14 protein-coding genes are annotated in these 24,681 nt (G+C 65.9%); 8 read left to right on the top strand and 6 right to left on the bottom strand.

The genetic code is table 11. The features are described from left to right. The 5 genes from RWO33_RS11480 to betA form a co-directional block, all read left to right on the top strand. The coding region (locus RWO33_RS11480; protein ID WP_314104935.1) for a thiol:disulfide interchange protein DsbA/DsbL at window positions 1-640 on the top strand (640 nt) is incomplete at its 5' end. A gap of 53 nt (window positions 641-693) precedes the next feature. Beyond that, window positions 694-1,431 (top strand): endonuclease/exonuclease/phosphatase family protein, encoded by a 738-nt coding sequence (locus tag RWO33_RS11475; protein ID WP_314104936.1) that lies wholly within the window; start codon window positions 694-696, stop codon window positions 1,429-1,431. Between the two features lie 77 nt (window positions 1,432-1,508). Beyond that, on the top strand, window positions 1,509-3,488 hold the full coding sequence (gene betT, locus RWO33_RS11470) for a choline BCCT transporter BetT (RefSeq protein ID WP_314104934.1): 1,980 nt from the start codon (window positions 1,509-1,511) through the stop codon (window positions 3,486-3,488). A gap of 34 nt (window positions 3,489-3,522) precedes the next feature. Further along, complete coding sequence (gene betB, locus RWO33_RS11465; RefSeq protein ID WP_314104933.1) at window positions 3,523-4,995, top strand: betaine-aldehyde dehydrogenase; 1,473 nt, start codon at window positions 3,523-3,525, stop codon at window positions 4,993-4,995. A gap of 25 nt (window positions 4,996-5,020) precedes the next feature. After that, window positions 5,021-6,691: a choline dehydrogenase gene (gene betA / locus RWO33_RS11460; RefSeq protein WP_314104932.1), complete on the top strand. Its 1,671-nt coding sequence runs from the start codon at window positions 5,021-5,023 to the stop codon at window positions 6,689-6,691. A gap of 117 nt (window positions 6,692-6,808) precedes the next feature. Here the strand turns inward: betA and RWO33_RS11455 are convergent, their stop codons facing one another. Both RWO33_RS11455 and RWO33_RS11450 read right to left on the bottom strand, forming a co-directional pair. Then, window positions 6,809-7,687 (bottom strand): EamA family transporter, encoded by an 879-nt coding sequence (locus RWO33_RS11455; RefSeq protein ID WP_314104931.1) that lies wholly within the window; start codon window positions 7,685-7,687, stop codon window positions 6,809-6,811. Window positions 7,688-7,758: 71 nt separating this feature from the next. After that, the gene (locus tag RWO33_RS11450; protein WP_145479198.1) at window positions 7,759-8,238 is read right to left on the bottom strand and encodes a VOC family protein; all 480 of its coding nucleotides are present in this window, start codon (window positions 8,236-8,238) and stop codon (window positions 7,759-7,761) included. 298 nt (window positions 8,239-8,536) lie between these two features. Here RWO33_RS11450 and fhuE point away from each other — a divergent pair, with 298 nt between their 5' ends. Then, window positions 8,537-10,699, top strand: coding sequence for a ferric-rhodotorulic acid/ferric-coprogen receptor FhuE (gene fhuE / locus RWO33_RS11445; protein WP_314104930.1), 2,163 nt, complete (start codon window positions 8,537-8,539; stop codon window positions 10,697-10,699). Between the two features lie 97 nt (window positions 10,700-10,796). On the opposite strand, the gene RWO33_RS11440 is transcribed toward fhuE, so the two are convergent. The 3 genes from RWO33_RS11440 to RWO33_RS11430 all read right to left on the bottom strand — a co-directional run bounded on the left by RWO33_RS11440 (window position 10,797) and on the right by RWO33_RS11430 (window position 19,830). Next, complete coding sequence (locus RWO33_RS11440) at window positions 10,797-13,667, bottom strand: TonB-dependent receptor (RefSeq protein ID WP_314104929.1); 2,871 nt, start codon at window positions 13,665-13,667, stop codon at window positions 10,797-10,799. 797 nt (window positions 13,668-14,464) lie between these two features. Then, window positions 14,465-19,150, bottom strand: a complete 4,686-nt coding sequence (locus RWO33_RS11435; protein WP_314104928.1) for an RHS repeat-associated core domain-containing protein — start codon at window positions 19,148-19,150, stop codon at window positions 14,465-14,467. Between the two features lie 272 nt (window positions 19,151-19,422). After that, the gene (locus RWO33_RS11430) at window positions 19,423-19,830 is read right to left on the bottom strand and encodes a biopolymer transporter ExbD (RefSeq protein ID WP_314104927.1); all 408 of its coding nucleotides are present in this window, start codon (window positions 19,828-19,830) and stop codon (window positions 19,423-19,425) included. Window positions 19,831-20,014: 184 nt separating this feature from the next. On the opposite strand from RWO33_RS11430, the gene RWO33_RS11425 reads away from it, so the two are divergent. After that, window positions 20,015-21,994 (top strand): transglycosylase SLT domain-containing protein, encoded by a 1,980-nt coding sequence (locus RWO33_RS11425; RefSeq protein ID WP_314104926.1) that lies wholly within the window; start codon window positions 20,015-20,017, stop codon window positions 21,992-21,994. Between the two features lie 172 nt (window positions 21,995-22,166). Beyond that, window positions 22,167-23,387 (top strand): multifunctional CCA addition/repair protein, encoded by a 1,221-nt coding sequence (locus tag RWO33_RS11420; protein WP_314104925.1) that lies wholly within the window; start codon window positions 22,167-22,169, stop codon window positions 23,385-23,387. A gap of 209 nt (window positions 23,388-23,596) precedes the next feature. Here RWO33_RS11420 and RWO33_RS11415 read toward each other — a convergent pair whose 3' ends face one another. Beyond that, window positions 23,597-24,634: an autotransporter outer membrane beta-barrel domain-containing protein gene (locus RWO33_RS11415; RefSeq protein ID WP_314104924.1), complete on the bottom strand. Its 1,038-nt coding sequence runs from the start codon at window positions 24,632-24,634 to the stop codon at window positions 23,597-23,599. Window positions 24,635-24,681: the final 47 nt, after the last annotated feature.

Genomic DNA, 24,681 nt, shown 5'->3' with positions numbered 1-24,681 from the left:
GGCGTCGGCCGACACCGCAGCGCCCGCGCCGTCGCCGGCCAGCGCCACCGCCCCGGTCGGCCCGGCCCCGGTCGAAGGCACCGACTACGTCGTGATCGCCAATGGCAAGCCGTTCCAGCCGGCTACCGGCAAGATCGAAGTGGCTGAAGTGTTCGGTTTCGTCTGCCCGGCCTGCGCCGCGTTCCAGCCGCTGATCGGGCCGTGGAAGGCGGGCCTGCCCAGCGATGTGAACTTCGTCTACGTGCCGGCCATGTTCGGCGGTACCTGGGACAACTACGCCAAGGCCTTCTACGCCGCGCAGGCACTGGGCCTGGAAGACAAGACCCATGAGGCGCTGTACAAGGCCATCCACGTCGACCAGAGCCTGAAGGGCGAACGCGGCCGCGATACGGTGGAAGAGATCGCCGCGTTCTACGCCAAGCACGGCGCCGACCAGAAGCAGTTCCTCGCCGCCATGTCCAGCTTCAGCGTGACCGGCCAGACCAACAAGGCCAAGAAGTTCGCGCAGGACTCGGAGATCCAGGGCACCCCGTCGGTGATCGTCAACGGCAAGTACCTGGTCAAGGGCAAGAGTTTCCCCGACATGCTGCGCATCGCCGATCACCTGATCGCCCGCGAACGCGCCGCCAAGGGCAACTGAGTTTCCAAGAGCCTGCACCTGTCGTGACTTCCCCCAACACGCGGACCCTGCGCCTGCTCACGGCCAACATCCAGGCCGGCTCGAGCACCCGCCGCTACAGCGACTATGTGACCCGCAGCTGGTCGCATGCGCTGCCGGCGGGGCGCAAGCGGACCAGCCTGGACGCCATCGCCCAGCTGGCCCGTGGCCATGACATCGTCGGCCTGCAGGAGGCCGACCCCGGCAGCCTGCGCTCGGGCTTCACCAACCAGACCCACTACCTGGCCGAGCGTGCCGGCTTCAATTACTGGAGCCACCAGCCCAACCGCCGCATGGGCGGAGTGGCCTCCAGCGCCAACGGCCTGCTGAGCCGGCTGGAACCGGTGGAAGTCCAGGACCACGCCCTGCCCGGCCGGATCGGCGGGCGCGGCGTGCTGTTGGCCAAGTTCGGTGACGGCGCCGAAGGGCTGGCGGTGGCGGTGGCGCACCTGTCGCTGGGGACCAACTCGCGCATGTCGCAGTTGGCCTTCATTGCCGACCTGCTGTCCGACCACCCCAACGCGGTGCTGATGGGCGATTTCAACTGCCTGGCCGAGCGCCCGGAAATGCAGGTGCTGTACCAGAAGACCACCCTGCAGCCCCCGGGCTGCGCGGTGCCGACCTTCCCCAGCTGGCGCCCGGACCGGGCCATCGACCACATCCTGCTCAGCAACGGCCTGCACCAGCGCAGTGCCGAAGCGGTACCGGCCGCCTATTCCGACCACCTGGCCCTGGCCATGGCGATCGACGTGCCGACCGCCGCGCTGCGTTGACCGCCTAAACGGAATATCCACAGCGCCTGTGCGCTAATCCTCCGGTCTGCCGGCAACGGCACCGGGGCCCTTGATCCATGAACACCGCGGAGACACCTCCAAGCGAGGTGCGCACGCTGCGACCCGTCTTCCTGTTCGCCGCCAGCGTGGTGGCGGCCTTCGCGGTGCTGGTCACTGCCTTTCCAACGGCCTCCGGCGTGCTGCTGCTGGAAGCGCAGACCTGGGCGTCGCGCAACGTGGGCTGGTATTACCTGCTGGCGATGACCGTGTACCTGGTGTTCGTGGTCGGCGTGGCGCTGTCCGGCTATGGGCAGGTCAAGCTCGGTGCGGACCACGACGAGCCGGAATTCAGCTACCTCTCCTGGGCCGGCATGCTGTTCGCCGCCGGGATCAGCATCACCCTGTTCTTCTTCTGCGTGTCCGAACCGCTCACCCACTACCTGCAGCCGCCGCAGGGCGGGGTCGGGGGCGGCGAAGCCAGTGCACGCCAGGCCATGCAGCTGCTGTTCCTGCACTGGGGCCTGCACGGATGGGGCGTGTTCGCGCTGGCCGCCATGGCCTTGGCCTACTTCGCCTACCGTCACAACCTGCCGCTGGCGCTGCGCTCGGCGCTGTATCCGCTGATCGGCAAGCGCATCAACGGCCCGATCGGCTACACCGTGGACGCACTGGGCATCGTCGCCACGGTGTTCGGGATCGGCGCGGACATGGGCTTTGGCGTGCTGCACCTCAATGCCGGCTTGAACGCGCTGCTGCCGATCCCGCACGCGCCGTGGGTGCAGGTGGGGCTGATCGTGCTGATGATGGGCGCGGCGATCAGCGTGGCCGTGTCCGGGGTGGAAAAAGGCGTGCGGCTGATGTCGGACATCAACATGCTGCTGGCGATCGCGCTGCTGCTGTTCATGCTGTTCGCCGGCCCCACCCAGTACCTGCTCAGCACCCTGATGCAGAACCTGGGCGACTACCTGGGCAGCGTGGTCGGCAAGAGCTTCGACGTGTATGCCTACGGCGGCCGCGCCGACTGGCTGGGCGACTGGACGGTGTTCTACTGGGCCTGGTGGATCGGCTGGGCACCTTTCGTGGGGTTGTTCATCGCGCGCATCTCGCGCGGGCGCACCATCCGCGAATTCGTGTTCGGGGTGCTGCTGATCCCGCTGGGCTTCACCCTGGCGTGGCTGTCGATCTTCGGCAACAGCGCGCTGGACCAGGTCCTGCACCACGGCCAGGAACACCTCGCACAGCTGGCGGTAGACAGCCCGCCCACCGTGCTCTACGCGCTGCTGGACAACTACCCGTGGAGCCGTGCGGTGATCACCGTGACGGTCATCGTCAGTTTCATCTTCTTCGTCACCTCGGCCGACTCCGGCACGGTGGTGCTGTCCACCCTGTCCTCGCACGGCGGTGCGCCCGAAGACGACGGCCCGCGCTGGCTGCGCGTGTTCTGGGGCGTGATGACCGGCCTGGTCACGGCCGGGCTGCTGCTGGCTGGCAGCATGGATGCGCTGAAGTCGGCGGTGGTGCTGGCCTCGCTGCCGTTCTCGGTGGTGCTGCTGCTGATGCTGTGGGGACTGACCCGCGCGCTGGGCGAGGAATCGCAGCGGAAGAAGGCGTCGCAGTACTCGCCCATTCCGGTGGTGGGGCAATCGCGGCACCAGCGTGGCTGGCGCCAGCGCATCACCCAGGCCGTGCACTTCCCGGCGCGCGACGAGGTGTACCGCTTCATGGACGAAGAAGTCCGCCCGGCATTGGAAGCGGTGGCCGCGCAGCTGCGCGAAAAGGGCCTGGACGTGGAAACCCGCTTCGAACCGGGCGACATGCAGCTCACCGTGGACCATGGCGAGCAGCAGGTGTTCACCTACCAGGTCGTGATGACGGGCTACCTCACCCCGTCGTTCGCCGCCCAGCGCTTCCGCAATCAGCGTTACTACCGTGCCGAAGTCCACCTGTACGAGGGCGGACAGGATTACGAGCTGGTCGGCTACAGCCGCCAGCAGATCATCAACGACATCATCGACCAGTACGAGCGTCACCTGCAGTTCCTGCACCTGACCCGTTGAACCCTGCTGGTCTTTACGCAAAGGAGTCATCGCCATGCCCACCTTCCCCGACCAGCTGCTGTACATCGGCGGCCGCCATGTGCCTTCGCAGGGCCAGCGCACCTTCGAGGTGGTCAACCCGGCCAACGGCGAGGTGCTGGCCAATGTGCACAATGCCAACAGCGACGACCTGGACGCCGCGGTGGAAAGCGCCCGCGCCGGCCAGAAGGCGTGGGCGGCGCTGACCACGGTGGAGCGCTCGCGGATCCTGCTGCGCGCGGTCGCGCTGCTGCGCGAGCACAACGACGACCTGGCCGAACTGGAAAGCCTCAATACCGGCAAGCCGCTCAGCGAAACCCGCAGCGTGGACATCGTGACCGGCGCCGACGTGCTGGAATACTACGCCGGGGTGATGCATGGCCTGGAAGGCAGCCAGGTGCCGCTGCGCGAAGGCAGCTTCTTCTACACGCGGCAGGAACCGCTGGGCGTGGTCGGCGCGATCGGTGCCTGGAATTACCCGATCCAGATCGCGCTGTGGAAGGCCGCACCGGCGCTGGCCGCGGGCAACGCGATGATCTTCAAGCCCAGCGAAGTCACGCCGTTGACCGCGCTGAAACTGGCGGAAATATTCACCGAGGCCGGCCTGCCCGACGGCGTGTTCAACGTGCTGCCCGGCGATGGAGCCGGGGTCGGCGCGGCCCTGACCGAACACCCCGGCATCGAGAAGATTTCCTTCACCGGCGGCACCGCCACCGGGCGCAGGGTGATGGCCAGTGCCTCCAGCTCCACGCTGAAGGACGTAACGATGGAACTGGGCGGCAAGTCGCCGTTGATCATCTGCGCCGATGCCGACCTCGACCTCGCCGCCGACGTGGCGATGATGGCCAACTTCTACAGCTCCGGCCAGGTCTGCACCAACGGGACCCGGGTCTTCGTGCCGCAGGCGCTGCTGGCCGACCTGGAACTGGCGCTGCGCGAGCGCGTGGCGCGGATCCGCATCGGCGACCCGATGGCGGTGGACACCAACTTCGGCCCGCTGGTCAGTGCCGCGCACATGCGAAGCGTGCTGGCGCACATCGAACGTGGCAAGGCCGAAGGCGCCCGCCTGGTGTGTGGCGGCGAACGCCTGACCGAGGGGGCGCTGGGCCACGGCTGCTACGTCGCCCCGACCATCTGCAGCGATTGCCGCGACGACATGACCCACGTGCGCGAGGAGATCTTCGGGCCGGTGCTGAGCCTGCTGGCTTACGAAGACGAAGAAGAGGCGGTGCGTCGTGCCAATGCCACCGACTACGGACTGGCGGCCGGCGTGGTGACCCCGGACCTGGCGCGCGCGCACCGGCTGATCCACCAGCTGGAGGCCGGCATCTGCTGGGTCAACTGCTGGGGTGAATCGCCCGCCTCGATGCCGGTCGGCGGCTACAAGCAGTCCGGGGTGGGTCGCGAAAACGGCCTGGCCACGCTGCGCGCCTACACCCGCACCAAATCCGTGCAGATCGAACTCGACCGCTACGCGTCGGTGTTCTGAACCGGCCTGACCAGGAGACCCCGCGATGAAGCGCGAGTATGACTACATCATCATCGGCGCCGGCTCGGCCGGCAACACACTGGCCGCGCGGCTGACCGAAGACGCCGGCATCCGCGTGCTGCTGCTTGAAGCCGGCGGCCCGGATTACCGCCTGGACTTCCGCACCCAGATGCCGGCCGCGTTGGCCTACCCGCTGCAGGGCCGGCGCTACAACTGGGCCTATGAAACCGAGCCGGAGCCGCACATGGACAACCGGCGCATGGAATGCGGGCGCGGCAAGGGCCTGGGCGGCTCCTCGTTGATCAACGGCATGTGCTACATCCGCGGCAACGCGCTCGACTTCGACCAGTGGGCCCGGTTCGAGGGGCTGGAGGACTGGAGCTACCTGGATGTGCTGCCGTACTTCCGCAAGGCCGAAACCCGCGACATCGGACCCAACGATTACCACGGTGGTACCGGCCCGGTGAGCGTAGCGACGCCGAAGAACGACAACAACGTGCTGTTCCACGCCATGGTCGAGGCCGGTGTGCAGGCCGGCTACCCGCGCACCGACGACCTCAACGGCTACCAGCAGGAAGGCTTCGGCCCGATGGACCGCACCGTGACCCCGCGCGGACGTCGTTCCAGCACCGCACGCGGGTACCTGGACATGGCCAAGGGCCGGCCGGGCCTGGAGATCGTCACCCACGCCACCACCGACCGCATCCTGTTCGACGGCAAGCGCGCGGTGGGCGTGCGCTACCTGGCCGGCGGCAGCGCCGATCCCACCGACGTTTTCGCCGCCCGCGAAGTCCTGCTGTGCGCGGGTGCGATCGCCTCGCCGCAGATCCTGCAGCGCTCCGGGGTAGGTGCGCCGGCGCTGCTGGCCGCGCTGGGCGTACCGCTCGTGCACGACCTGCCCGGCGTCGGCGAAAACCTGCAGGACCACCTGGAGGTGTACATGCAGTACGCCTGCACCAAGCCGGTGTCGCTGTACCCGGCGCTGCAATGGTGGAACCAGCCGGCGATCGGCGCGGAGTGGCTCTTCGCAGGAACCGGCATCGGGGCAAGCAACCAGTTCGAGGCCGGCGGTTTCATCCGCACCCGCGATGAGTTCGAGTGGCCCAACATCCAGTACCACTTCCTGCCGGTGGCGATCAATTACAACGGTACCAACGCGGTCAAGGAACATGGCTTCCAGGCGCACGTCGGTTCGATGCGTACGCCCAGCCGCGGCCGCGTGCATGCGCGCTCGCTGGACCCGCACCAGCACCCGTCGATCCTGTTCAACTACCAGTCCACCGCGCAGGACTGGCAGGAGTTCCGCGATGCGATCCGGATCACCCGCGAGATCATCGCCCAGCCGGCGCTGGACGAGTACCGTGGCCGCGAAATCAGCCCCGGTGCCGACTGCCGCACCGATGCCGAACTGGATGCCTTCGTCCGCGCCCGCGCGGAGACCGCGTACCACCCTTCCTGTTCGTGCGCGATGGGCAACGACGCGATGAGCGTGGTGGACGGCCAGGGCCGCGTGCACGGCATGCAGGGCCTGCGCGTGGTGGACGCCTCGATCATGCCGCGCATCATCACCGGCAACCTCAACGCCACCACCATCATGATCGCCGAGAAAATCGCCGACCGCATCCGTGGCCGCACGCCGTTGGCGCGAAGCACCGGGACGTATTACGTGGCAGGCGACGCGCCGGTGCGCGGCTGATGCACGATGCGTGTCCGACGGGGTAGAGCCGACTGTTAGTCGGCTATCGCGCGAAGCGCGATGGTATTGATATCGCCGCGGAGAGCAGCCGACTAACAGTCGGCTCTACCCCCTCGGCTACCCCGCCGGGTCCGGTAGCGCCGGCGCCCGCCGCTTCGCGGTCAACGTGCTCCCCACCGACGCCATCACGGTGCACCCGATCGCCGCCCACTGCAGCGGCGTCAGGTGCTCGGCCAGCAATCCCATCGCCAGCAATGCGGCCACTGCCGGCTCCATGCTGATCAGGATGCCGAAGGTTTCCTTCGGCAGCCGCTTCAGCGCCGCCATTTCCAGCCACATCGGGATGGAGCTGGACACCACCGCCACGCCCAGGCCGAACAGCAGGGTCTTCGGGTCCAGCAGCGCCGTGCCCGCGTGCCCCACGCCCACCGGCACCACCACCAGCGCCGCCGCGCACAGCCCGAGCGACACCGTGTGCCCGGCCGGCAGATGGCCGGCACGCTTGCCGAAGATGATGTACAACGCCCAGCACACCGCTGCGCCCAGCGCATACAGCACGCCGCCTGCGTCCAGCGGCTCGCCGTGGCCCAGTGGCAACAGCAGCAGCAACCCGGTGGCCGCGCAGCCCACCCAGAGGAAGTCGACCGGCCGCCGCGACGACCACATCGCCACCGCCAGCGGCCCGCAGAATTCGATGGCCACGGCGATGCCGAACGGGATCGTGCGCAGCGCCATGTAGAACAGCAGGTTCATCACCCCCAGGGTGATGCCGTAGCGGAAGATCGCGGCCGCGTCGGCGCGGGTGGTGACCCGGCGCCAGGGCCGGAACACCGCCAGCAGCACCAGCGCGGAGAACCCCACGCGCAACGCGCTGGTGCCTTGCGCCCCGATCAACGGGAACAGCTGTTTGGCGAACGAGGTGCCCACGGCAAGCGAGGTCACCGAACCGAGAACGGCCAGGACGGGGAGCAGCGTGGCAAAGCGCGAAGTCGACATCGCCGAAGCATACGCGCGCCCCCGTCCCGCATGAAGAGCCATTCGCGTAGCCACACGCCGTGCGTGTCCCTCTACCCTCTGACGGCTGCCTCGATCTTCGCGACGTCGATCTTCTGCATGGTCATCATCGCCTCGAAGGCGCGCTTGGCCACGGCCGGATCGTCGCTGTTGAACGCGGCGGTCAGCACGCGCGGGGTGATCTGCCAGGACAGGCCCCATTTGTCCTTGCACCAGCCGCAGTCGCTTGCCTGTCCGCCATTGCCCACGATGGCATTCCACAGGCGGTCGGTTTCCTCCTGGTCATCGGTGGCGATCTGGAAGGAGAAGGCTTCGCTGTGCCTGAACGCCGGTCCGCCGTTCAAGCCGATGCAGGGAATGCCGACCACGGTGAATTCCACCGTCAACACGTCGCCCTTCTTCCCCGACGGGAAGTCCGCCGGCGCGCGGTGCACGGCCTGCACCGAACTATCGGGGAAGGTGGCCGCGTAGAAGGCGGATGCCTCTTCGGCGGTGCCGTCATACCAGAGACACAGGGTGTTCTTGGCGATCATCGGAACGTTCCTACGGTCGGGGCCAGGTGCCCGGTGGGCCCAACGTAGGCCTGCCTTCGTTAAGCCCCGGTCGGGTACCGCGCCTCACCCGCCCTGCGCCCGGTGGACATTGCGGATGGGACTGATTCGCATTACCATACTGCGATCCCGTTCGCGCCAGGGAGGCGCTGCGGCGATCAGTTGCCAACGCCCGTGCCGCTTCCGCGGCACCCGCCAGCCGCCTACTGCCCCCACTTTGTCCGCAGCGCCCGGCATCCGAGGATCGACGCCTGGTGCGCGCCGCCGCCAGGAAACCCTGATGACCCGTACTACCGCTGTGCCGTCCCGCACCCTGCCGCAAGGTCGCCTGCCGCAGGCGCTGTTGATCGCCCTGGCCACGCTGGCTGCGGCTCCCGCCTTCGCGCAGGACACCGGTGCCGACGCCACCACCCTGGACAAGATCGTGGTCAAGGGCGAGCGCGCCGAAGGCTACTCGGTCCGCCGCACGTCGGCCGGCACCCGCTTCGACCTCGCGCCGCGCGAGATCCCGCAGTCGGTCAGCATCATCAGCCACCAGCGCATCGAGGACCAGAACCTCGACGACATCATCGACGTGCTGGCCAACACCACCGGCGTGAGCAGCACCCAGTCCGACACCGAGCGCACCGAGTTCTACGCGCGCGGCTTCTACATCGACAGCTACCAGTACGACAACCTGCCCACGCAGATGGTGCAGAACTGGAGCTACGGCGATTCCGGCCTGGACCTGGCCCTGTACGACCGCGTGGAAGTGGTGCGTGGCGCCACCGGCCTGCTGACCGGCGCGGGCAACCCGTCGGCCTCGGTCAACCTGATCCGCAAGCACGCCGACAGCGCCGAGCTGACCGGCAGCGTGTCGGTCAACGTGGGCAGCTGGGGACGCACCCGCTCCACCGTCGACGTCACCACCCCGCTGAACGCCAGCGGTTCGGTGCGCGCGCGCGTGATCGGCAGCTACCTGGACACCGAATCGCAGATGGATCGCTACGACCAGCACAAGACACTGGGCTATGCGGTGATCGACGCCGACCTGACCCCGGACACCCAGCTGAGCGTCGGCTACGACTACCAGCAGAAGCGCGCCAATGGCGTGACCTGGGGCGGCTTCCCGATGCTGTTCTCCGACGGTTCGCCGACCCCGTTCGACGAATCCTTCAGCGCCAACCCGGGCTGGACCTACTGGGATACCACCAGCAAGCGCCTGTTCGCGACGCTGGAGCACGGCTTCGCCAATGACTGGAAGGTCCGCCTGGGCGCCACGCATGACGAAACCAAGGCCGACGACAAGCTGTTCTATCCGGCCTACAACGACTGGACCACGGGCGCGTCGCTCCTCGACCCGGTCACCGGCGCAGGCGTCACCCCTTCGGCCGGGTTCTACAACACCGAGCGCAAGGTCGACGCGGTGGACGGTTATGTGGAAGGTCCGTTCCAGCTGTTCGGCCGCGAACACCAGGTCATGGCCGGCCTGAGCTACAACAAGCGCGACTACGCCAACTACGGCGATTACCAGATGGGCTGGGCGCCGCTGGACAACTACCTGGCGGGCGTTGCCGATTTCCCGGAACCGAACTGGGTGTCCACCCTGCCGCTGCAGAGCGAAGGCACCATCACCCAGAAGGCGGGCTACGCCGCTACCCGCCTGTCGCTGGCCGATCCGCTCAAGCTGATCCTCGGCGCGCGTTACACCGACTGGAAGAGCGAAGGCGAAGGCGCCGACCGTTCGCACAAGGTCACCACGCCGTACGCCGGCCTGGTCTACGACCTCAACGACACCTGGTCGACCTACGCCGCCTACACCGAGATCTTCCAGCCGCAAACGCTGAAGCAGCAGGACGGCAGCTACCTGGATCCGGTCGACGGCAAGAGCTACGAAGTGGGCGTCAAGGCCGCGTGGTTCGACAACCGCCTCAACGCCTCGCTCGCCGTGTTCCGGATCGAGCAGGACAACGTCGGCCAGGCCACCACCATCCCGGTGCAGGGCAGCCCGAACGAGTTCGCCTACATCGCCGCGCGCGGCACGGTCAGCCGTGGTTTCGAGCTGGAGTTGAACGGTGAGCTGGCCACCGGCTGGAATGCCACCTTCGGTGCCTCGCGCTACGTCGCCAAGGACATCGACGGCGCGGACATCAACACCAACCTGCCGCAGACCACCATCAAGCTGTTCACCAGCTACACCCCGCAGTCGCTGGATGCGCTGACCATCGGTGGTGGTGCGAACTGGCAGAACGGCATCTACTACCCGGTGCCGGCTTACGGCCGTATCGAGCAGGGCAGCTACGCCCTGGTGAGTGCCTTCGTACGCTATCGCCTGGCGCCGCAGTTCAGCGTGCAGGCCAACCTCAACAACCTGCTGGACAAGAAGTACTTCTCGCAGATCAACGGGTACGGTGCCTTCGGCGACGGCCGCAACGGCCAGATCACCTTCACCTGGTCGTTCTGACCGCCATCCCCGGTAGCACCCGATCGTTGGTCGGGTGCACGGCAGAAGACAGAAAGCCGGGCATCGCCCGGCTTTCTGCGTCATGGATCACGAGATCCTAGAAGCGCAGGTCCGCGCGCACGTACCAGTAGCGCCCACGCGGAATGTCGTAGGTCGACGCGTCGTAGCCGTTGAGCGAGCACGACAGGCAGATCGGCGGATCCTTGTCGAAGGCGTTGTTCAGGCCGGCACTGAGCTGCAGGCCCTTCATCCAGTCGAACTTGTAGCCCACCTGCATGTCGTTGTACGTGGTGGCAGCCAGTTCGTTGGTGCCGGCAACCTGGTCGCTGCACACCGGGAACGCCGCCGCATCGCCGCACTCTTCGGTGAGCTTGGAAATGTGGCGCACCGTCCACGACGCGTTCCAGTTGCCCAGCGTCCAGCTCAGCGTGGCGTTGCTGGTCCATTCCGGGATGGAGCTGTCGGTGACTTCCACGCCCGGCTCCTGCGGCTGGCGCTGGCCAGCTGCACCGATCGCCTCGTAGCGGCCGACGAAGGTGTTCTGCCAACCCAGCTTGAACTGGCCGATATCGCTCTGCGGGAAGGTCCAGAACAGGTCCACGTCCCAGCCGTCGGTCTTGATCGAACCCAGGTTGGTGAGGCGGTTGTTGAAGCCGCTGACCGCGCCGGTGGAGGCGCGGGTGATGCCGCCGCAGTAGATCGGATCCAGCGTGTCCACGCACAGGTCGAGCTGGGTCTGTGCATTGATCGCCTGGATCGCGCCTTCGATGGTGTGGCGATAGAAGGTCACTTCCACGTCGAAGCGCTCGGACCATGCCGCATCACTGCCGAACCACGGGCTCCAGACGAACCCGGCGGTGAAGCTGCGCGAGGTTTCCGGGTCTAGCTGGTCGTTGCCGCCCGTGGTCACCGAGATCTGCGAGTTGGCCTGCTGGAAGCCGACCGGCACGCCCAGTGCGGCGCAGTTGGCTGCGCTGCCGCGCGGCGGCGTGCCACCCAGGCCCACCGAGCACGGGTCGAACAGCTGCAGGTCGGCACGCGCGGCCGAACCGTACAGCTCGCCGATCGACGGCGCGCGGAATCCTTCGGCGTAGCTGGTGCGCAGCACGAAGTCGTTGCTCACCTGCCAGCGCAGGCCGTACTTGGGCACGAACTCGCCACCGAAGGTGGAGTAGTCCGAATAGCGGCCGGCCACGCTCAGGTCCAGCCGCTCACCGCGGTCGGCGCGGGCGTAGATCGGCACCGCCAGTTCAAGGTAGGCCTCGTTGACGTCATAGGAGCCGGAGGTGGGCAGCGAAGGCACGCCGTTGTAGTGTCCGCGCACGGTAATCGGGTCCGGCTGGTATTCGCCTTCGTACTTGCGGTACTCGTAGCCGGTGGCGAAGGAGACCGGGCCGGCCGGCAGGGTGAACAGGTCGCTGCTCAGGTTGGCGGTGAACAGGCTCAGTTCGTTCTGGCTGCGGTCGTGCACCACCGGCTGGATCCAGTCCAGCATCGGCTGGGTGATGGTGCCCGGGCCACCGAAGATGTTCAGCGGCACGCAGCCCGGGGTGGCCGCGCAGATCGCCGGATCGCCCAGCGCGATGTTCGCGTTGTAGATGTTGTAGCTGCCGTAGTTGGTCTGTTCGGCCTTGTTCTTGCTGTACATGCCGTTGATGTCCCACGACCAGCTGCGGTCGGCGGCCTGGAACAGCCCGGTAAGCCCAGTGGCAAAGTAGGTGGTGTTCACTTCCTGCTCGAAGATGCGCGGCCCACCTTCCACCGGCCGACGACCGATCATGCTCAGGTTGCTCGACGAATCCAGGTCGAAACCGAACGGGTTGTACGGGTTGAGCGCGGAAATCACGATGTTGTCGGCCAGCGGGTTGCCGGTGGCGCCGTCGGGACCAAAGAACAGCGGCTCGGGACCGGCCTGGTTGGTCGACTCGCGGCGGTTGGCCAGGGCCTTGATGTACCACTGCACGTCGTCGCTGATATCGAAGCGGAACTGGCCGAAGACGCCCTTGCGCTCTGACGGGGTCAGCAGCAGGTTGTATTCGGCGAAGTTGAAGCGGTCCGCCGTGGCGAAGCAGTGGTAATCGTCGGTGCGGGCGCAGCCCCCTACCCCGTTGAAGGTGGGATTGGTCACCCCGGAATTGGGCGTGATGTTGTAGGCGATGCCGGTGTTCGGATCGGTGAACATGAAGCGCCCGGTCGGCGTCGCCGAACTGCCGAACGACAGCCCGGTACCCGGAATCGGGAAGCGCGACTGTTCGCGGGTGCTGGCTTTCACATCGTCCTGCTTGGTCCAGCTCGCGCCCAGGAACAGGGTATAGCGGTCGCCGCTGGTGCCCCAGGCCAGGTCCACGCCCTTCTGGGTGCCGTCGCCCTTGGTGTACTCACCATAGTTCAGGGTGACCTGGCCGCCGTCGAATTCGCGGCGGGTGATGATGTTGACCACGCCGGCGATCGCGTCCGAACCGTACAGCGAGGACGCGCCGTCTTCGAGGACTTCGATGCGTTCGACGATGGCCAGCGGAATGGTATTGAGGTCGGTGGCGGCGCCCACGCCCGAGGCGGAGGACTCATTGACCCAGCGGATGCCGTCGACCAGCACCAGCACGCGCTTGGCGCCCAGGTGGCGCAGGTCGACCTGCGCCGAACCGGCGCCGACACCGCTGCCGTCGGGCGGGAAGCCGAAGTTGCCGGACGAATTGAACTTGGCATTGAGCGCGGAGCCGGACCCGGTCAGCTGCTGCAGCACTTCACCGATGGAGGTCAGGCCGGTGCGCTCGATCTCGCTGCGGGTGAGGGTCTGGATCGGCACCTGGCCTTCGACCTCGGCCCGCTTGATGCGGGTACCGGTGACTTCCACCCGGTCCAGGTCGGTGGTGCTACGGGGGGTGTCCTGCGCGGTGGCAAGGGCGGGTACGGACAGCAGGCACAGCGCTACGGCAGCCGCCAAGGGGCGGTAATGCAGGTTGTTCATTCGCTCTCTCTCCAAAGGAATGGCTAGCTGGGACCGCCGTCGCCTCCCCCTCGAAGCGCGGCAGCGTCTCCTTTGTAAACAACCTGTCAAGATGAAGGCGTGATGAAATCGGCGTTTTCACGCAGACTTTACGAAAGCGGCCGTCGACGGCGTATTGCGCCCGACGAGCGGCCATGGGCGATGCAATCACCCGAACGATATCGGCCGGCGCCGTATGACAGTGCTGAGCCCAGAGCATGGGCGCGGCCACCACCTCTGGAGCCCGGCGGACAACCCCCTGCGTGACCCAGTCCATCTCCAGAAGCGCTTCCTAGAAATGCCCTGCTATTTGCAGAAATCTCCGATCAGGGAAGCGTTATGGATCTCGTTCCACTGAAGTTGTCTATCGTTCGCCCTCGCCAAGAACAGGAGCTCCTTGTCCACGGGCCCTCCGCCCGGCGCACCTCCCCATTTGTCTTGACACCACACATAAACACTCGCATCAGCGGGAACTGATTGGCCGAAACCAAGCGTAGCTCTTGACCTCTCGCGAGCAGACCCCTCGACAGGCAACATAGCTTTCGTTCGAATCGAGTAGTTTGGATCAGCCGTACTATAAGAAATATAAAAGAGACCGGTCTCTGCATCGTGCCTGGCGTGAATCATCCGCGCATCCTCCGGCACCGAAAGTCCTGCGACGATGGAGTAATCGTTCGTCTTTCGCATCTCGGCCAGAGTTGCATAGTGCCGCCCCTCACTCCCGCCACACGCCGAAATGGCGATCGACACAACGGGTAACGAACACCACCTCGGGATCATCATTCACCGACCCTCCATTCAGGGATGTAATTCTGCAAGTAGGGCCGCGACCTCTCTGGCACGTAGTGCGCGCATCGGCGAGCGCAATCTTCTTTCATGTCACACGATGCTCCGAATCTATTCACGGACATGTCGACAGCAACGTCGTTGAGCATTTCTTCATGACTGAATTTCTTACCCTTCCCGTAGAGGCCCGCACGCCCCGCGAAGTAGTCTTTGAACTCTTTTCCCGCCATTAGATCAAGAACCACCGATGGATCTCCAGTCGCCTGCGTAGCGCGACAAGCTGCGAGACAATGATAGAACTGATCAGCGCCTTGAATGTTTCCGGCTTTCATCTCCGAGTTGTGAGCAGCCAGAATCTGGCCCGCCCTGATCGCGTCTGCAGCAAATTTTCCATCAGGCGGCGCCATCCGCAATTTTCCAAACTGGAAGATGCCGGACTCGAGACCCAAGGGGTCAGCTCGATCCAGCGGGCTGGCTTCCGAGTACAAATATGTGGATATTCCACCTTGGAGACCAATCGGGTCACTTTGCAGGTATCGACCCACTGAGGGATCGTAGTCACGCTGGTAGTTGTAGAACACATCGCTTGAAATTGTGGCCTGCTGCCCAGGGAAACGGAGATCCAGATTGAATATTGTTCCATCACCGTCCGGGTCCGAGTTCGGCGCTTGATAGCCGAAAACCTCACTCTTGGCGCTCCACTCCCAGATCGTCACATCACGTCCGGGGTCGAGCACTGCACGTGGCGTGCCCAATTGATCGGGCTGGATATATGAAAGGTCAGGTGAGCTTTCAATACCGAAATCTACAATTGCAACCGGAAAGTCGTCCAACCAGATTGCTTGCTGGAGGGGATTTCCCGCAACGCCATGGTTCGCGAGCCACTTCCCAGCCTCATCATAAAGGGTAACCTGTCCGCCGCCAGAGACGAGGGAACGCAGCACTCGCTCTCCCCTATGGTTGTAAGCGTAGGACTCGGTTGGCATTTCGGCCTGCATGATCTGCATCAAGCGGCCTGCGTCGTTGTAAACCAGCTCATTGCCACCGACGCTCACCGTGTTTCCAGCGGCATCATGATTCCGCACAATCCCATCAACTGCTATGAGACGGTGACTGCCGACCGGGTAGATGTAGCTGGCAGTTCCAGATGCCGTGGAAATCGATATTCGGTTTCCGGTGGCGTCATATGTATAGGTTTCGATAGGTGTACCGGTTGCTCCGTCTTGTGTTTGAGTCAGTCGGCCTAGCCTGTCGTAACCATACCTGGCAAGAACTTCCTCTCCAGTTCCGTTGTTCAGTTCGATGATGTTGCCGACCGCATCGTACCTGTAGCTCAGCGACAGTCCGCCTGCAGCCGCGTCATGGACGGCCTGCACCCGGTAATCGTTATCCACCGGTCGCTCCAGCTTTCGTCCATTGCCATAGATCCAACCCGTGGCCGGACCGAACGGTGCATAGGTAACGTCAGTGACCACCACCTGGCGCGGCTGATCGCGCCGGGTCAGCCCTATCTGGCTGATGCGACCGAGTTTGTCACGTACATAGTCGACCACACTGCCGTCGGGATACGTCAGTTGGGACAGACGACCTCCAGCTGTGTACGCGTAGCGCACGGTACTGCTGACGCCGTTCACGGTCTGCACTTTGCGGGTCACCTGTCCCAAGCGGTCATGGCAATACGCGGTGCTTCCTGCTGCGTGCTGCACCTGGCCCAGTCGTCCCTTGGCGAAGCGCTCGCCGTCATCACAGGCAGCGGGCGCAACGTCGTAGCTGTAGCCCACGTCCAGGTTCGGGTCGGGATAGGCGATTCCGGTCAGGCGGTTCAGCGCATCGTAGTGATAGGTGGCGGTGATGCCGCGTGCATCGGTGCGGGTCTTGCGGTTGCCGGCAGCATCGACAGTGAAGTCCGTGGCACCACTGTCCGGGCTCACCTGCCTGGTGAGGTCTCCGAAGCCGTTGTAGGCGTAGGTGGTGTGCAGACCCTTCGGGTCGGTGACCTGGGTAACCTGGTCCAGCGCGTTGTACGCGGAGGCGATCTCGGCTCCGATGCCGCCCGCGTCCTGCAGGGTTCGCGTCAGGCGGTTGAGCGGATCGTGCTGTTGGGTGGTCACGCGCTGCAACGCGTCGGTCAGACTGGCAGGATTTCCTTCAGGGTCGTAGGTGAAAACCGTGGCGTGATTACCGGCGTCCTTCAGCGTCGTCAGCTCGCCCAAGGTGTTGTAGATGCGGGAAAGGGTTCGACGCAGCGCGCCGGCGTCGTCGACCGTGTCTTCCCTGAGACGGTGGCCAGCGTCATCCAAGGTGTAGTGGCGGGTGTTGCCGGCATTGTCGGCAATATCGGTCAGGCGTTGGGCGGCGTCGTAGACATAGGTGACTGCGCCGCCATCCGGTTCGACCACCTCCTGCACCTGGCCGGTCGGCCAGTAGCTGATCCTGGTGGTGCGGTGGGTGGCGGCGCCATCGCCTTGTACGGTCACCGAGGTAGGCCAGCCGCGCGGATGGTAGGTGAACTCGGTGATGACGCCGTTGCTGTCCACGACCGAAAGCGGTCTGCCGTGGGTGTCGTAGGCCAGCGTCTGCGCGGTGTTCCCTGCTGCATTGGTCACGCTCAGCAGATCGCCCTTGCGGAACCTGCATGTACCGGGTCCGTCGGGCACGCAACCGGCGTCATCGGCCGCATGGTACGCGTAGGTGACAATGTCGCTCACGTCAGTGCGTGGCCCATCTACCTGCTTGAGCAGGCCCGGCACCGGACAGGTACCACCCGCGGCCACATCTGCATCCTCGCAGTAGCTCAGGGCGGTGGTACGCACGTCGTTTGTAACAATGTCGCGTACCGCAATGGTGACCGGCTGCAGGCGCGCGTTTCGGGTGATGCGGGTTTCGCGGTTGCCCACCCGGCTGAATACCACGCGGTTGGTGCTTGCCTCAGTGTGGGTCTCGATGACGCGCTGCTCGGGCAGTCCGACAGCTTCGGTCGTGGCCTGCACCCGGACCGGCTGACCTCCAAGCGGGTCTGTACCGGTGCTGTAGTCATACCTGGTCTGGGTGCCACGGCGGTCTATGACTGTGTTCAGCCGGCGACGGAAGTCCTGCGCTGCCGGGTAGTACGAGCGACTGGCGGTGCCCTGGCTGTCCGTGAGCGCGGTCACCTTGCGCGGATGGCCCTCGATCGCAACGCCGCTGAGTCCGTATGTGGTGACGCGGCCAAGGGCATCGGTAACAACGGTGGTTCCGTCACCGGTATAGACCAGGCGCGTGCCATCGACCCCGACACCGGCCTGGCTGCAATCGCCGGAATGACGACTACAGGTTACCCGGCCTTTTTCATCGTAGCCGTACCAGCCGAACCGGCGGTTGTCCTCGCCGGTGATGCCGGTGAGATACTCCGGGAAGCGGGTGTCTTCGTAGTGGTATGTGCGCGTACTGCCGTCTGCATGGGTGACGGTGGCCACCTGCGCGGTGGCGCCATACGCGTAGGACGCTACCACCTGTCCTGCTACAGACAGCGAGGTTATAAGGTCTCCGCGTTCCGGGGCGTCGTAGTGCAGGAGCAGCTGCCGACCACTCGAGTGGGTAATGGAAAGCAAGCGGTCAAGGGCGTCATACTGGTAGACGAGCGCCGTCCCATCCTCGCGGTTACGCTGTCGGATGCGGCCGTCGGCGCCGAACGCCAGGACTTCCGCGCTCCGATGGAGCTGCCACCCGTCGCCCTGTGGCGAAAGCCTGTCGCCCGATCCATTGATGGCTTCGTATGCACCCGACTCGCGACGAAACGCGAGATGGGTGCCGTCCTCCTCGATCAGGCCAAGCTCGGCCGCGTCGTCGCTGTCGGCATGCCGCGATAGTGATACGTTGTGTGAATGCGTCCAGTTGGATCCAAATCCACCTCTGGCAACCGAAGTCATGGAGTTGAAGTGCCGTACGAACCGCACCCAGCCGAGGTCCAGGTCAAGCTCTGACTGGGACTTGTTGCCCGTGGTGGGCTCACAAGGATTGCCTATTGGACATTGGCTGGTGAGCGGTATGGTCGTATACGTCATCAACGTATCGGCGTAACTCTCGTAATCCGGTCGTATTTCGCAGGCCTGCGTATCCGGCCGCCATTCCAGCAGTCGCGGATTGGGACACCTCACTTCACGAATCTGATGGATGTTGGTGGTCGATGTGTACGCAGAGCATCGCCCGTTTGCGATGAATCCCTGAACCACCTTGTATTTGGCGGACATGCGCTTCGGACTGCCGTCCGGGCCCGTCGAACTTACGCGCCACTCCCCGGGGGTGATCTGCGTATCAGGGCAGTTTGCAGGCGAGGCGTAGCGCTGCTTGATCGCATCGAGCAGCGCATCGTGACTGTCGTAGTCCGTGTTGACGAACTGGAACTTCCAAGCCGTGGTGAGCAGGTGCATGGGCTTGACCCGGTAGTAGTACGTCACCGCTTGGCTGGAAACCTTGTTGTCCGCGATGTACCACTCGAACGGCTGGTCGGTCTGAAAGGACGATGCGACATGGTCCTCGATGGCACGCTGCGCCTGGCGCTCGGTAGCCCACAGCTGCTCGCCCAGGCGCGTACTCCATGTCTTTTCCACTTCCTGCGCGTTTGCGAATGGAGCGGTGGCGAGCGCGATCGCAACGGCCAGCGCGCGGCGGCGCGCGCAACGCGGATATGAAATGAACATCCCTTTACTCCTCCCAAGCCCGAGCGGCAGGGAGGTTTATGCGCGACTGAAGCGTTTCCGCCAATGTCCGGAACTGTGACCGGTAACACCGATGGTGGGCGATCTGGCGTGGATTCGGCCATGTTGGGGTGATCCCCCACCCAGCTGCGCGGAAGTTCCGGACACCCACTCGAGTAGTAGACGTGGAAGCCGAGAGAGGGTGATTGCCGCTAACGGCGCAGCTTGCGTGGGTGACGCGTGACCGGCCCGCCGTGGGCGGGCCGGTCGGAAGACTACGGACTCACGAAGGCGATCTTTTCCATGTGCGCGTTGTTGGCAGCCGCCAGGACCTTGGCCATCACGTCGTATTCGGCGTTGGGATCGGTGGCGATTCGCAGCTCCGGCAGGTTCCCGGTGTTGGCGTGGGCAGCGTCCTGCATGCGCTGCTGCAGAGAGCCGACGGCCACCGCCTGACCGTTCCAGCTGACCTGGTTGCTGGCGTCCACGCGAAGCTCGATTGGCGGCGGTGGGCTGATCGGCGGTACAACGGTGGTGGGTTGCGGCAGGTTGACCGGAATGGGCATGGACACCATCGGGGCGGTCACGATGAAGATGATCAACAGCACCAGCATTACATCCACCAACGGGGTGACGTTGATGTCGGCCAGCGGGCCCGGCTTTCCTGCTGCGGTGAAGGCCATGGTGTGCTCCCGTTCGAACGTTGAGGGTCCAGGGGCAGCCGGGCAGAACCCGGCTCTACGCGCCTTGCGGCGCCTTTGACATTACGCCCGCTTCTGCTGCCTGTTCAGGGGAGCGATACGATCCGTTCAGGATCGAGTGGGCTTGCCGACACCGGCGTTCACTGGCGCCCGCTATCCTTCCGGCATGAACCGATTTCCCCTGCATATCCTGAGTGCCACCACCCTGCTCGCCGGTCTGGGGCTGGGCGCCACGGCGGGTGCCCAGAACCTCGACGCGCAACGCGCGCAGATCAAGGCCGCCATCGACAACGCCGAGCGCGGTCAGTTCGACCCCGCGCAGGCGTCCGCCCTGGCGCGGCACCCGCTGTATGGGTGGCTGGAATACGCCAACCTGCGGCGCAACATCGACACGGTGACCAACGCGCAGGCACAGGATTTCCTGAAGCGGTACAACGGCCAGGCCGTAGCCAGCAGTTTCCGCAGCGTGTGGCTGCCGGCGGTGGCGCGCCGCGAGGACTGGCCAACGCTGCTGGCCAACTGGGCGCCCACCGACAATGTCGGCCTGCGCTGCGCGCAGCTCAACGCGCGCCAGGCCACCGGCAAGGCCGATGCGCAATGGACCAGCGACGCCCAGGCGATCTGGCGCAGCACCGGCAAGTCGCTGCCCGATGCCTGCGACCCGGTATTCGCGGTACTGGACGCCAAGGGTGGAATGAGCGCGGAGCTGCGCTGGGAACGCATTGATGCGGCCGCCGATGCGCAGCAGCCGGCGGTGATGCGCAGCGCCGCGCGTGGGCTGCCGGTCGCGGACCTGGCCTTGGCCAACACCTATGCGGCGTTCGTGGACAAGCCCAATGCGAGCGCGCTGAACTGGCCGCGCAACGAACGCAGCCGGCGCATCGCCACCGACGGCCTGGCCAAGCTGGCCAAGGCCGACCCGGATGCCACCGAACAGCAGTTGCCGCAGTACGCCACTGCGCTGCAGCTGACCCCGGCCCAACAGGCCGAGGTGCGCTATCAGATCGCGCTGTGGACCGTGGCCTCGTACGGCCCGGAGTCCGCGCGTCGGCTCAACGCGGTGCCGGACTCGGCCTATGACGAGCGCCTGCACGAATGGCGCGCGCGCGAAGCGATGTCGCGCGGCGACTGGCCGGCCACGCTGGCCGCGATCCGCAAGATGGGCCCGACCCAGCGTGCCGATTCGCGCTGGCGCTATTTCGAAGCGCGCATGCTGGAAAAGACCGGCAAGCGCGCCGAGGCGCAGCCGCTGTACCGTGAAGCGGCGCGTTCGGCCACCTTCCACGGCTTCCTCGCTGCCGACCAGCTGGGTCAGAGCACGTACACGCTGTGCCCCATCGAGCCGACCGACAGCAAACAGGCGCAGGCTGCGGTGGCGCGCGATCCGGCCATCGTGCGCGCGATGGAGCTGTTCAAGATCGAGCGTGCCGGCTGGGCGGTGGCGGAGTGGAACGATGCCCTGACCCGCTTCGACACCCCACAGCGCCGCATCGCGGTGGAAGTGGCGCGCGACAACGGCTGGTTCGACCGCGCGGTGTTCTCGCTGGGCAAGACCCCGGACGAGCAGCGCCTGTACAGCCTGCGCTTCCCGCTGCACCACGACGAGGCGATCCGCCGCGAGTCCGCGCGCAACGCCATCGACCCGGCCTGGGTGGCCGCCGAGATCCGCGCGGAGAGCATCTTCAACCCGAAGGCGCGTTCGCCGGCCAATGCGATGGGCCTGATGCAGGTGCTGCCGGCGACGGGGGCCAGCGTGGCCAAGTCGATCGGGCTGGGCGGCTACGGTGGTGCCGCCAGCCTGTATGACCCGGACACCAACATCGCGTTGGGCACCGCCTATCTGCGCCAGCTGATGAACAAATACGACGGCCTGCCGTACGTCACCATCGCCGCCTACAATGCCGGCCCGACCCCGACCGCGCGCTGGCAGTCGCAGCGTCCCGGCTTCGACCCGGATATCTGGATCGAGACCATCAGCTACAAGGAAACCCGCGAGTACGTTGCGCGCATTTTGGCCTTCAGCGTGATCTACGACTGGCGCTTGAATGGCGACGCCCTGCCGGTCACCGACCGCATGAACGGGCGCCTGCAGGCCAAGCGCAAGGCGTTCACCTGCCCGACCGACGCAGACAAGGGCGGCGATTGACCCCCCGGTAGCGCCGACCGTTGGTCGGCCCAGGCAATGCCGCATCGCTATGCGGGCGGCGGGGGTACGTGATCTCTCGATGCCGCTTGGGCCGACCAACGGTCGGCGCTACCGTCGCGGGCAGGGTCGCGCCAGGGGATCGGTACCAGGGCGGTCGTGGCATGATTCCCCCATGAAGATCTATCTCGTTGGCGGCGCGGTTCGCGACCGCCTGCTCGACCGCCCGCCCGGCGACCGCGACTGGGTGGTGGTCGGTGCGACCCAACCGGAAATGGAAGCGCTGGGCTACAAGGCCGTCGGCAAGGACTTCCCGGTATTCCTGCACCCCGACAGCGGTGAGGAATACGCGCTGGCGCGGACCGAGCGCAAATCCGGCCGCGGCTATCGCGGCTTCGTGGTCGATGCGGACCCCTCGGTCACGCTGGAGGAGGACCTGCAGCGCCGCGATTTCACCATCAACGCCATTGCCTGCGATGAAGCCACCGGCGCGCTGGTGGACCCGTATGGCGGCGTGCGCGATATCGAACAGCGGGTACTGCGGCATGTGGGACCGGCGTTCGTGGAAGATCCGTTGCGGGTGCTGCGCGCAGCCCGCTTCATGGCCCGCTTCGCCCCGCTGGGGTTTACCGTCGCCGCGGAGACGATGCAGCTGATGCGGCAGATCGCCGAGAGTGGCGAACTGGATGCGCTGGTGCCCGAGCGCGTCTGGCAGGAGCTGCGCCGCGTGCTGGCTTCGGCGCAGCCGTCGGCGTTCCTGCGTACGCTGCACGACGCCGGTGCGCTGGGCGCGGTGCTGCCGGAACTGGAGGCGCTGTACGGCGTGCCGCAGCGTGCCGAGTACCACCCCGAAGTGGACACCGGCGTGCACCAGGAAATGGTCAGCGACATGGCCGCCCGGCTCGCGCCAGGCGATGACCAGGTCGGCTTTGCCGCGCTCACCCATGACCTGGGCAAGGCGCTGACCCCGGAAGCGGAATGGCCGCGCCATGTGATGCACGAGCAGCGCGGGCTGGCACCGTTGCGTGCGCTGTGCGAACGGCTGAAGGTGCCGCTGGACCATCGGCAGCTGGCCGAAGCGGTCTGCCGCGACCATCTCAACGTGCACCGCATCGATGAACTGCGCGATGGCACGGTGCTGGAGTTGCTGGGTCGCTGCGACGGCTTCCGTCGCCCGGAACGGATCGCGAAGATCGCGCTGTGCTGCGAAGCCGACGCGCGCGGCCGCCTGGGGTTCGAGGATCGCGCTTACCCGCAGGGCGAAACGCTCAAGCGTCTGCACCAGGCGGCGCTGTCGGTGCAGGCACGCGACCTCGACCTTGCCCATCTGCAGGGCCCAGCGGTGGGTGAAGCACTTGCACAAGCCCGCATCAAGGCGATTGCTGCAGCGCGGTGAATGCGCCTGCGCACCGGACGCAGGCCGAGGGAGGGTTGGTTCCACGTTCGGTAGCGTATGACCTACGGTGAAGCCTGGTGCCTGGCTTCACCGTAGGTCATGCCACAACCGGGCGTGGAAGATTCCATGGTGGTCGATCGGGATGCGACCCTACCGGTGCTGGCCGCCACGGCGAGGTCGGTGCCGGCCGCCATGGCGGGGCCTGCCGGCTAGAAGTCGAAGCGCAGCCCGATGTTGCCCTCGATCACCTTGCGCTCCTTCTGCCGGCTGCTTTCCAGATCGCGCGTGTAGTCGGCCACCGCGAACGCGCTGACGTTGGCGTTGAACCGCGCCACCACGCCGAAGCCGACCTCCAGCGCACGCGAATCCTGCTGGTTGGTGATGCGGTTGCTGTCGAAGTCGATGCGGTCTTCGCCATCGAGCGTCTGCCAGTAGTTGAGCTTGAAGTACGGCTGCCAGCCGTTGCCGGCGATGTCGTAGTCGGCGGCCAGGCGCAGACCGACCCGCCCGGTCCAGGCATTGTCGGCATTGAAGCGAAGCTGGGCGATGCGGTCGGCGGTGTCATCCACCGAGGTCCGCTGCCAGATCACCTGCAACTGCGGCTCCAGCCACCACGCCGACTCGCCGAAACGCAGCAGCGGCTTGCCCACTTCCAGCGACGCCGTGGTGCCGTCACCGTCGAGGTCGATGCCGATGCCGCGCGCGGAGGTGGCCTCGCCGTCGTAGCGGCTCTGCATCACCACCGCATCGAGGTAGCCGCCGGCGCTGCCGGCACGCGTCCAGTACAGGCCCACGTGCTTGTCGTCCAACCGGGTGCGGCCGACCGCGACGTTCTCCCAGCCGATCGCGAAACCATTGACGTTGCCCTGCGCGCGGGTACGTCCGACGAAGACGCCGAACTGGTCGCGGTGCCCATCACCTGCAGTTGCGTACAGGTCCAGGCCGGCCTGCACGCCCTGGATGTCGCCGTCGAAACCGGGTTGGGCGTCGCCCTCCCAGTACTGCTCATGGCTCTGCCCGACCAGCCGCGCCCACGCGGCGCGCACTCCACCCTGCCCGGCCAGGATGCGCTGTTCGCCCTGGCGCTCGTGGAAGGTGCCCAGGCTGGCCAGGCTGGCCTCGCGCAGCAACGGCGGCACCACCGAGTAGAGGCCGGTTTCCAGCCGGTACAAGGGCACGATGGCCGCCTCTGACGGCCGTGCCTCGGGCGTCGGCGGCTCGGCCAGCGGCCCCGGCACCGCAGCCACCTCCGTGGGCACCGTAGCGCGCCTCTACTTTGACAACGGCGCTGCGG

This window comes from uncultured Stenotrophomonas sp. (assembly GCF_963519925.1).
GTDB lineage: Bacteria > Pseudomonadota > Gammaproteobacteria > Xanthomonadales > Xanthomonadaceae > Stenotrophomonas > Stenotrophomonas maltophilia_AE.
The sequence above is the reverse complement of the archived record's forward strand: the minus strand, read 5'-3'. Positions and strand labels throughout refer to the sequence as shown.

Excerpts from the sequence above, each read along its gene's own strand:
- RWO33_RS11425 (WP_314104926.1), top strand. The coding sequence starts at position 20,015 with ATGAACCGATTTCCCCTGCATATCCTGAGTGCCACCACCCTGCTCGCC.
- RWO33_RS11440 (WP_314104929.1), bottom strand. The coding sequence starts at position 13,667 with ATGAACAACCTGCATTACCGCCCCTTGGCGGCTGCCGTAGCGCTGTGC.
- betB (WP_314104933.1), top strand. The coding sequence starts at position 3,523 with ATGCCCACCTTCCCCGACCAGCTGCTGTACATCGGCGGCCGCCATGTG.
- betT (WP_314104934.1), top strand. The coding sequence starts at position 1,509 with ATGAACACCGCGGAGACACCTCCAAGCGAGGTGCGCACGCTGCGACCC.
- betA (WP_314104932.1), top strand. The coding sequence starts at position 5,021 with ATGAAGCGCGAGTATGACTACATCATCATCGGCGCCGGCTCGGCCGGC.
- RWO33_RS11435 (WP_314104928.1), bottom strand. The coding sequence starts at position 19,150 with ATGTTCATTTCATATCCGCGTTGCGCGCGCCGCCGCGCGCTGGCCGTT.
- RWO33_RS11450 (WP_145479198.1), bottom strand. The coding sequence starts at position 8,238 with ATGATCGCCAAGAACACCCTGTGTCTCTGGTATGACGGCACCGCCGAA.
- fhuE (WP_314104930.1), top strand. The coding sequence starts at position 8,537 with ATGACCCGTACTACCGCTGTGCCGTCCCGCACCCTGCCGCAAGGTCGC.
- RWO33_RS11430 (WP_314104927.1), bottom strand. The coding sequence starts at position 19,830 with ATGGCCTTCACCGCAGCAGGAAAGCCGGGCCCGCTGGCCGACATCAAC.
- RWO33_RS11455 (WP_314104931.1), bottom strand. The coding sequence starts at position 7,687 with ATGTCGACTTCGCGCTTTGCCACGCTGCTCCCCGTCCTGGCCGTTCTC.
- RWO33_RS11420 (WP_314104925.1), top strand. The coding sequence starts at position 22,167 with ATGAAGATCTATCTCGTTGGCGGCGCGGTTCGCGACCGCCTGCTCGAC.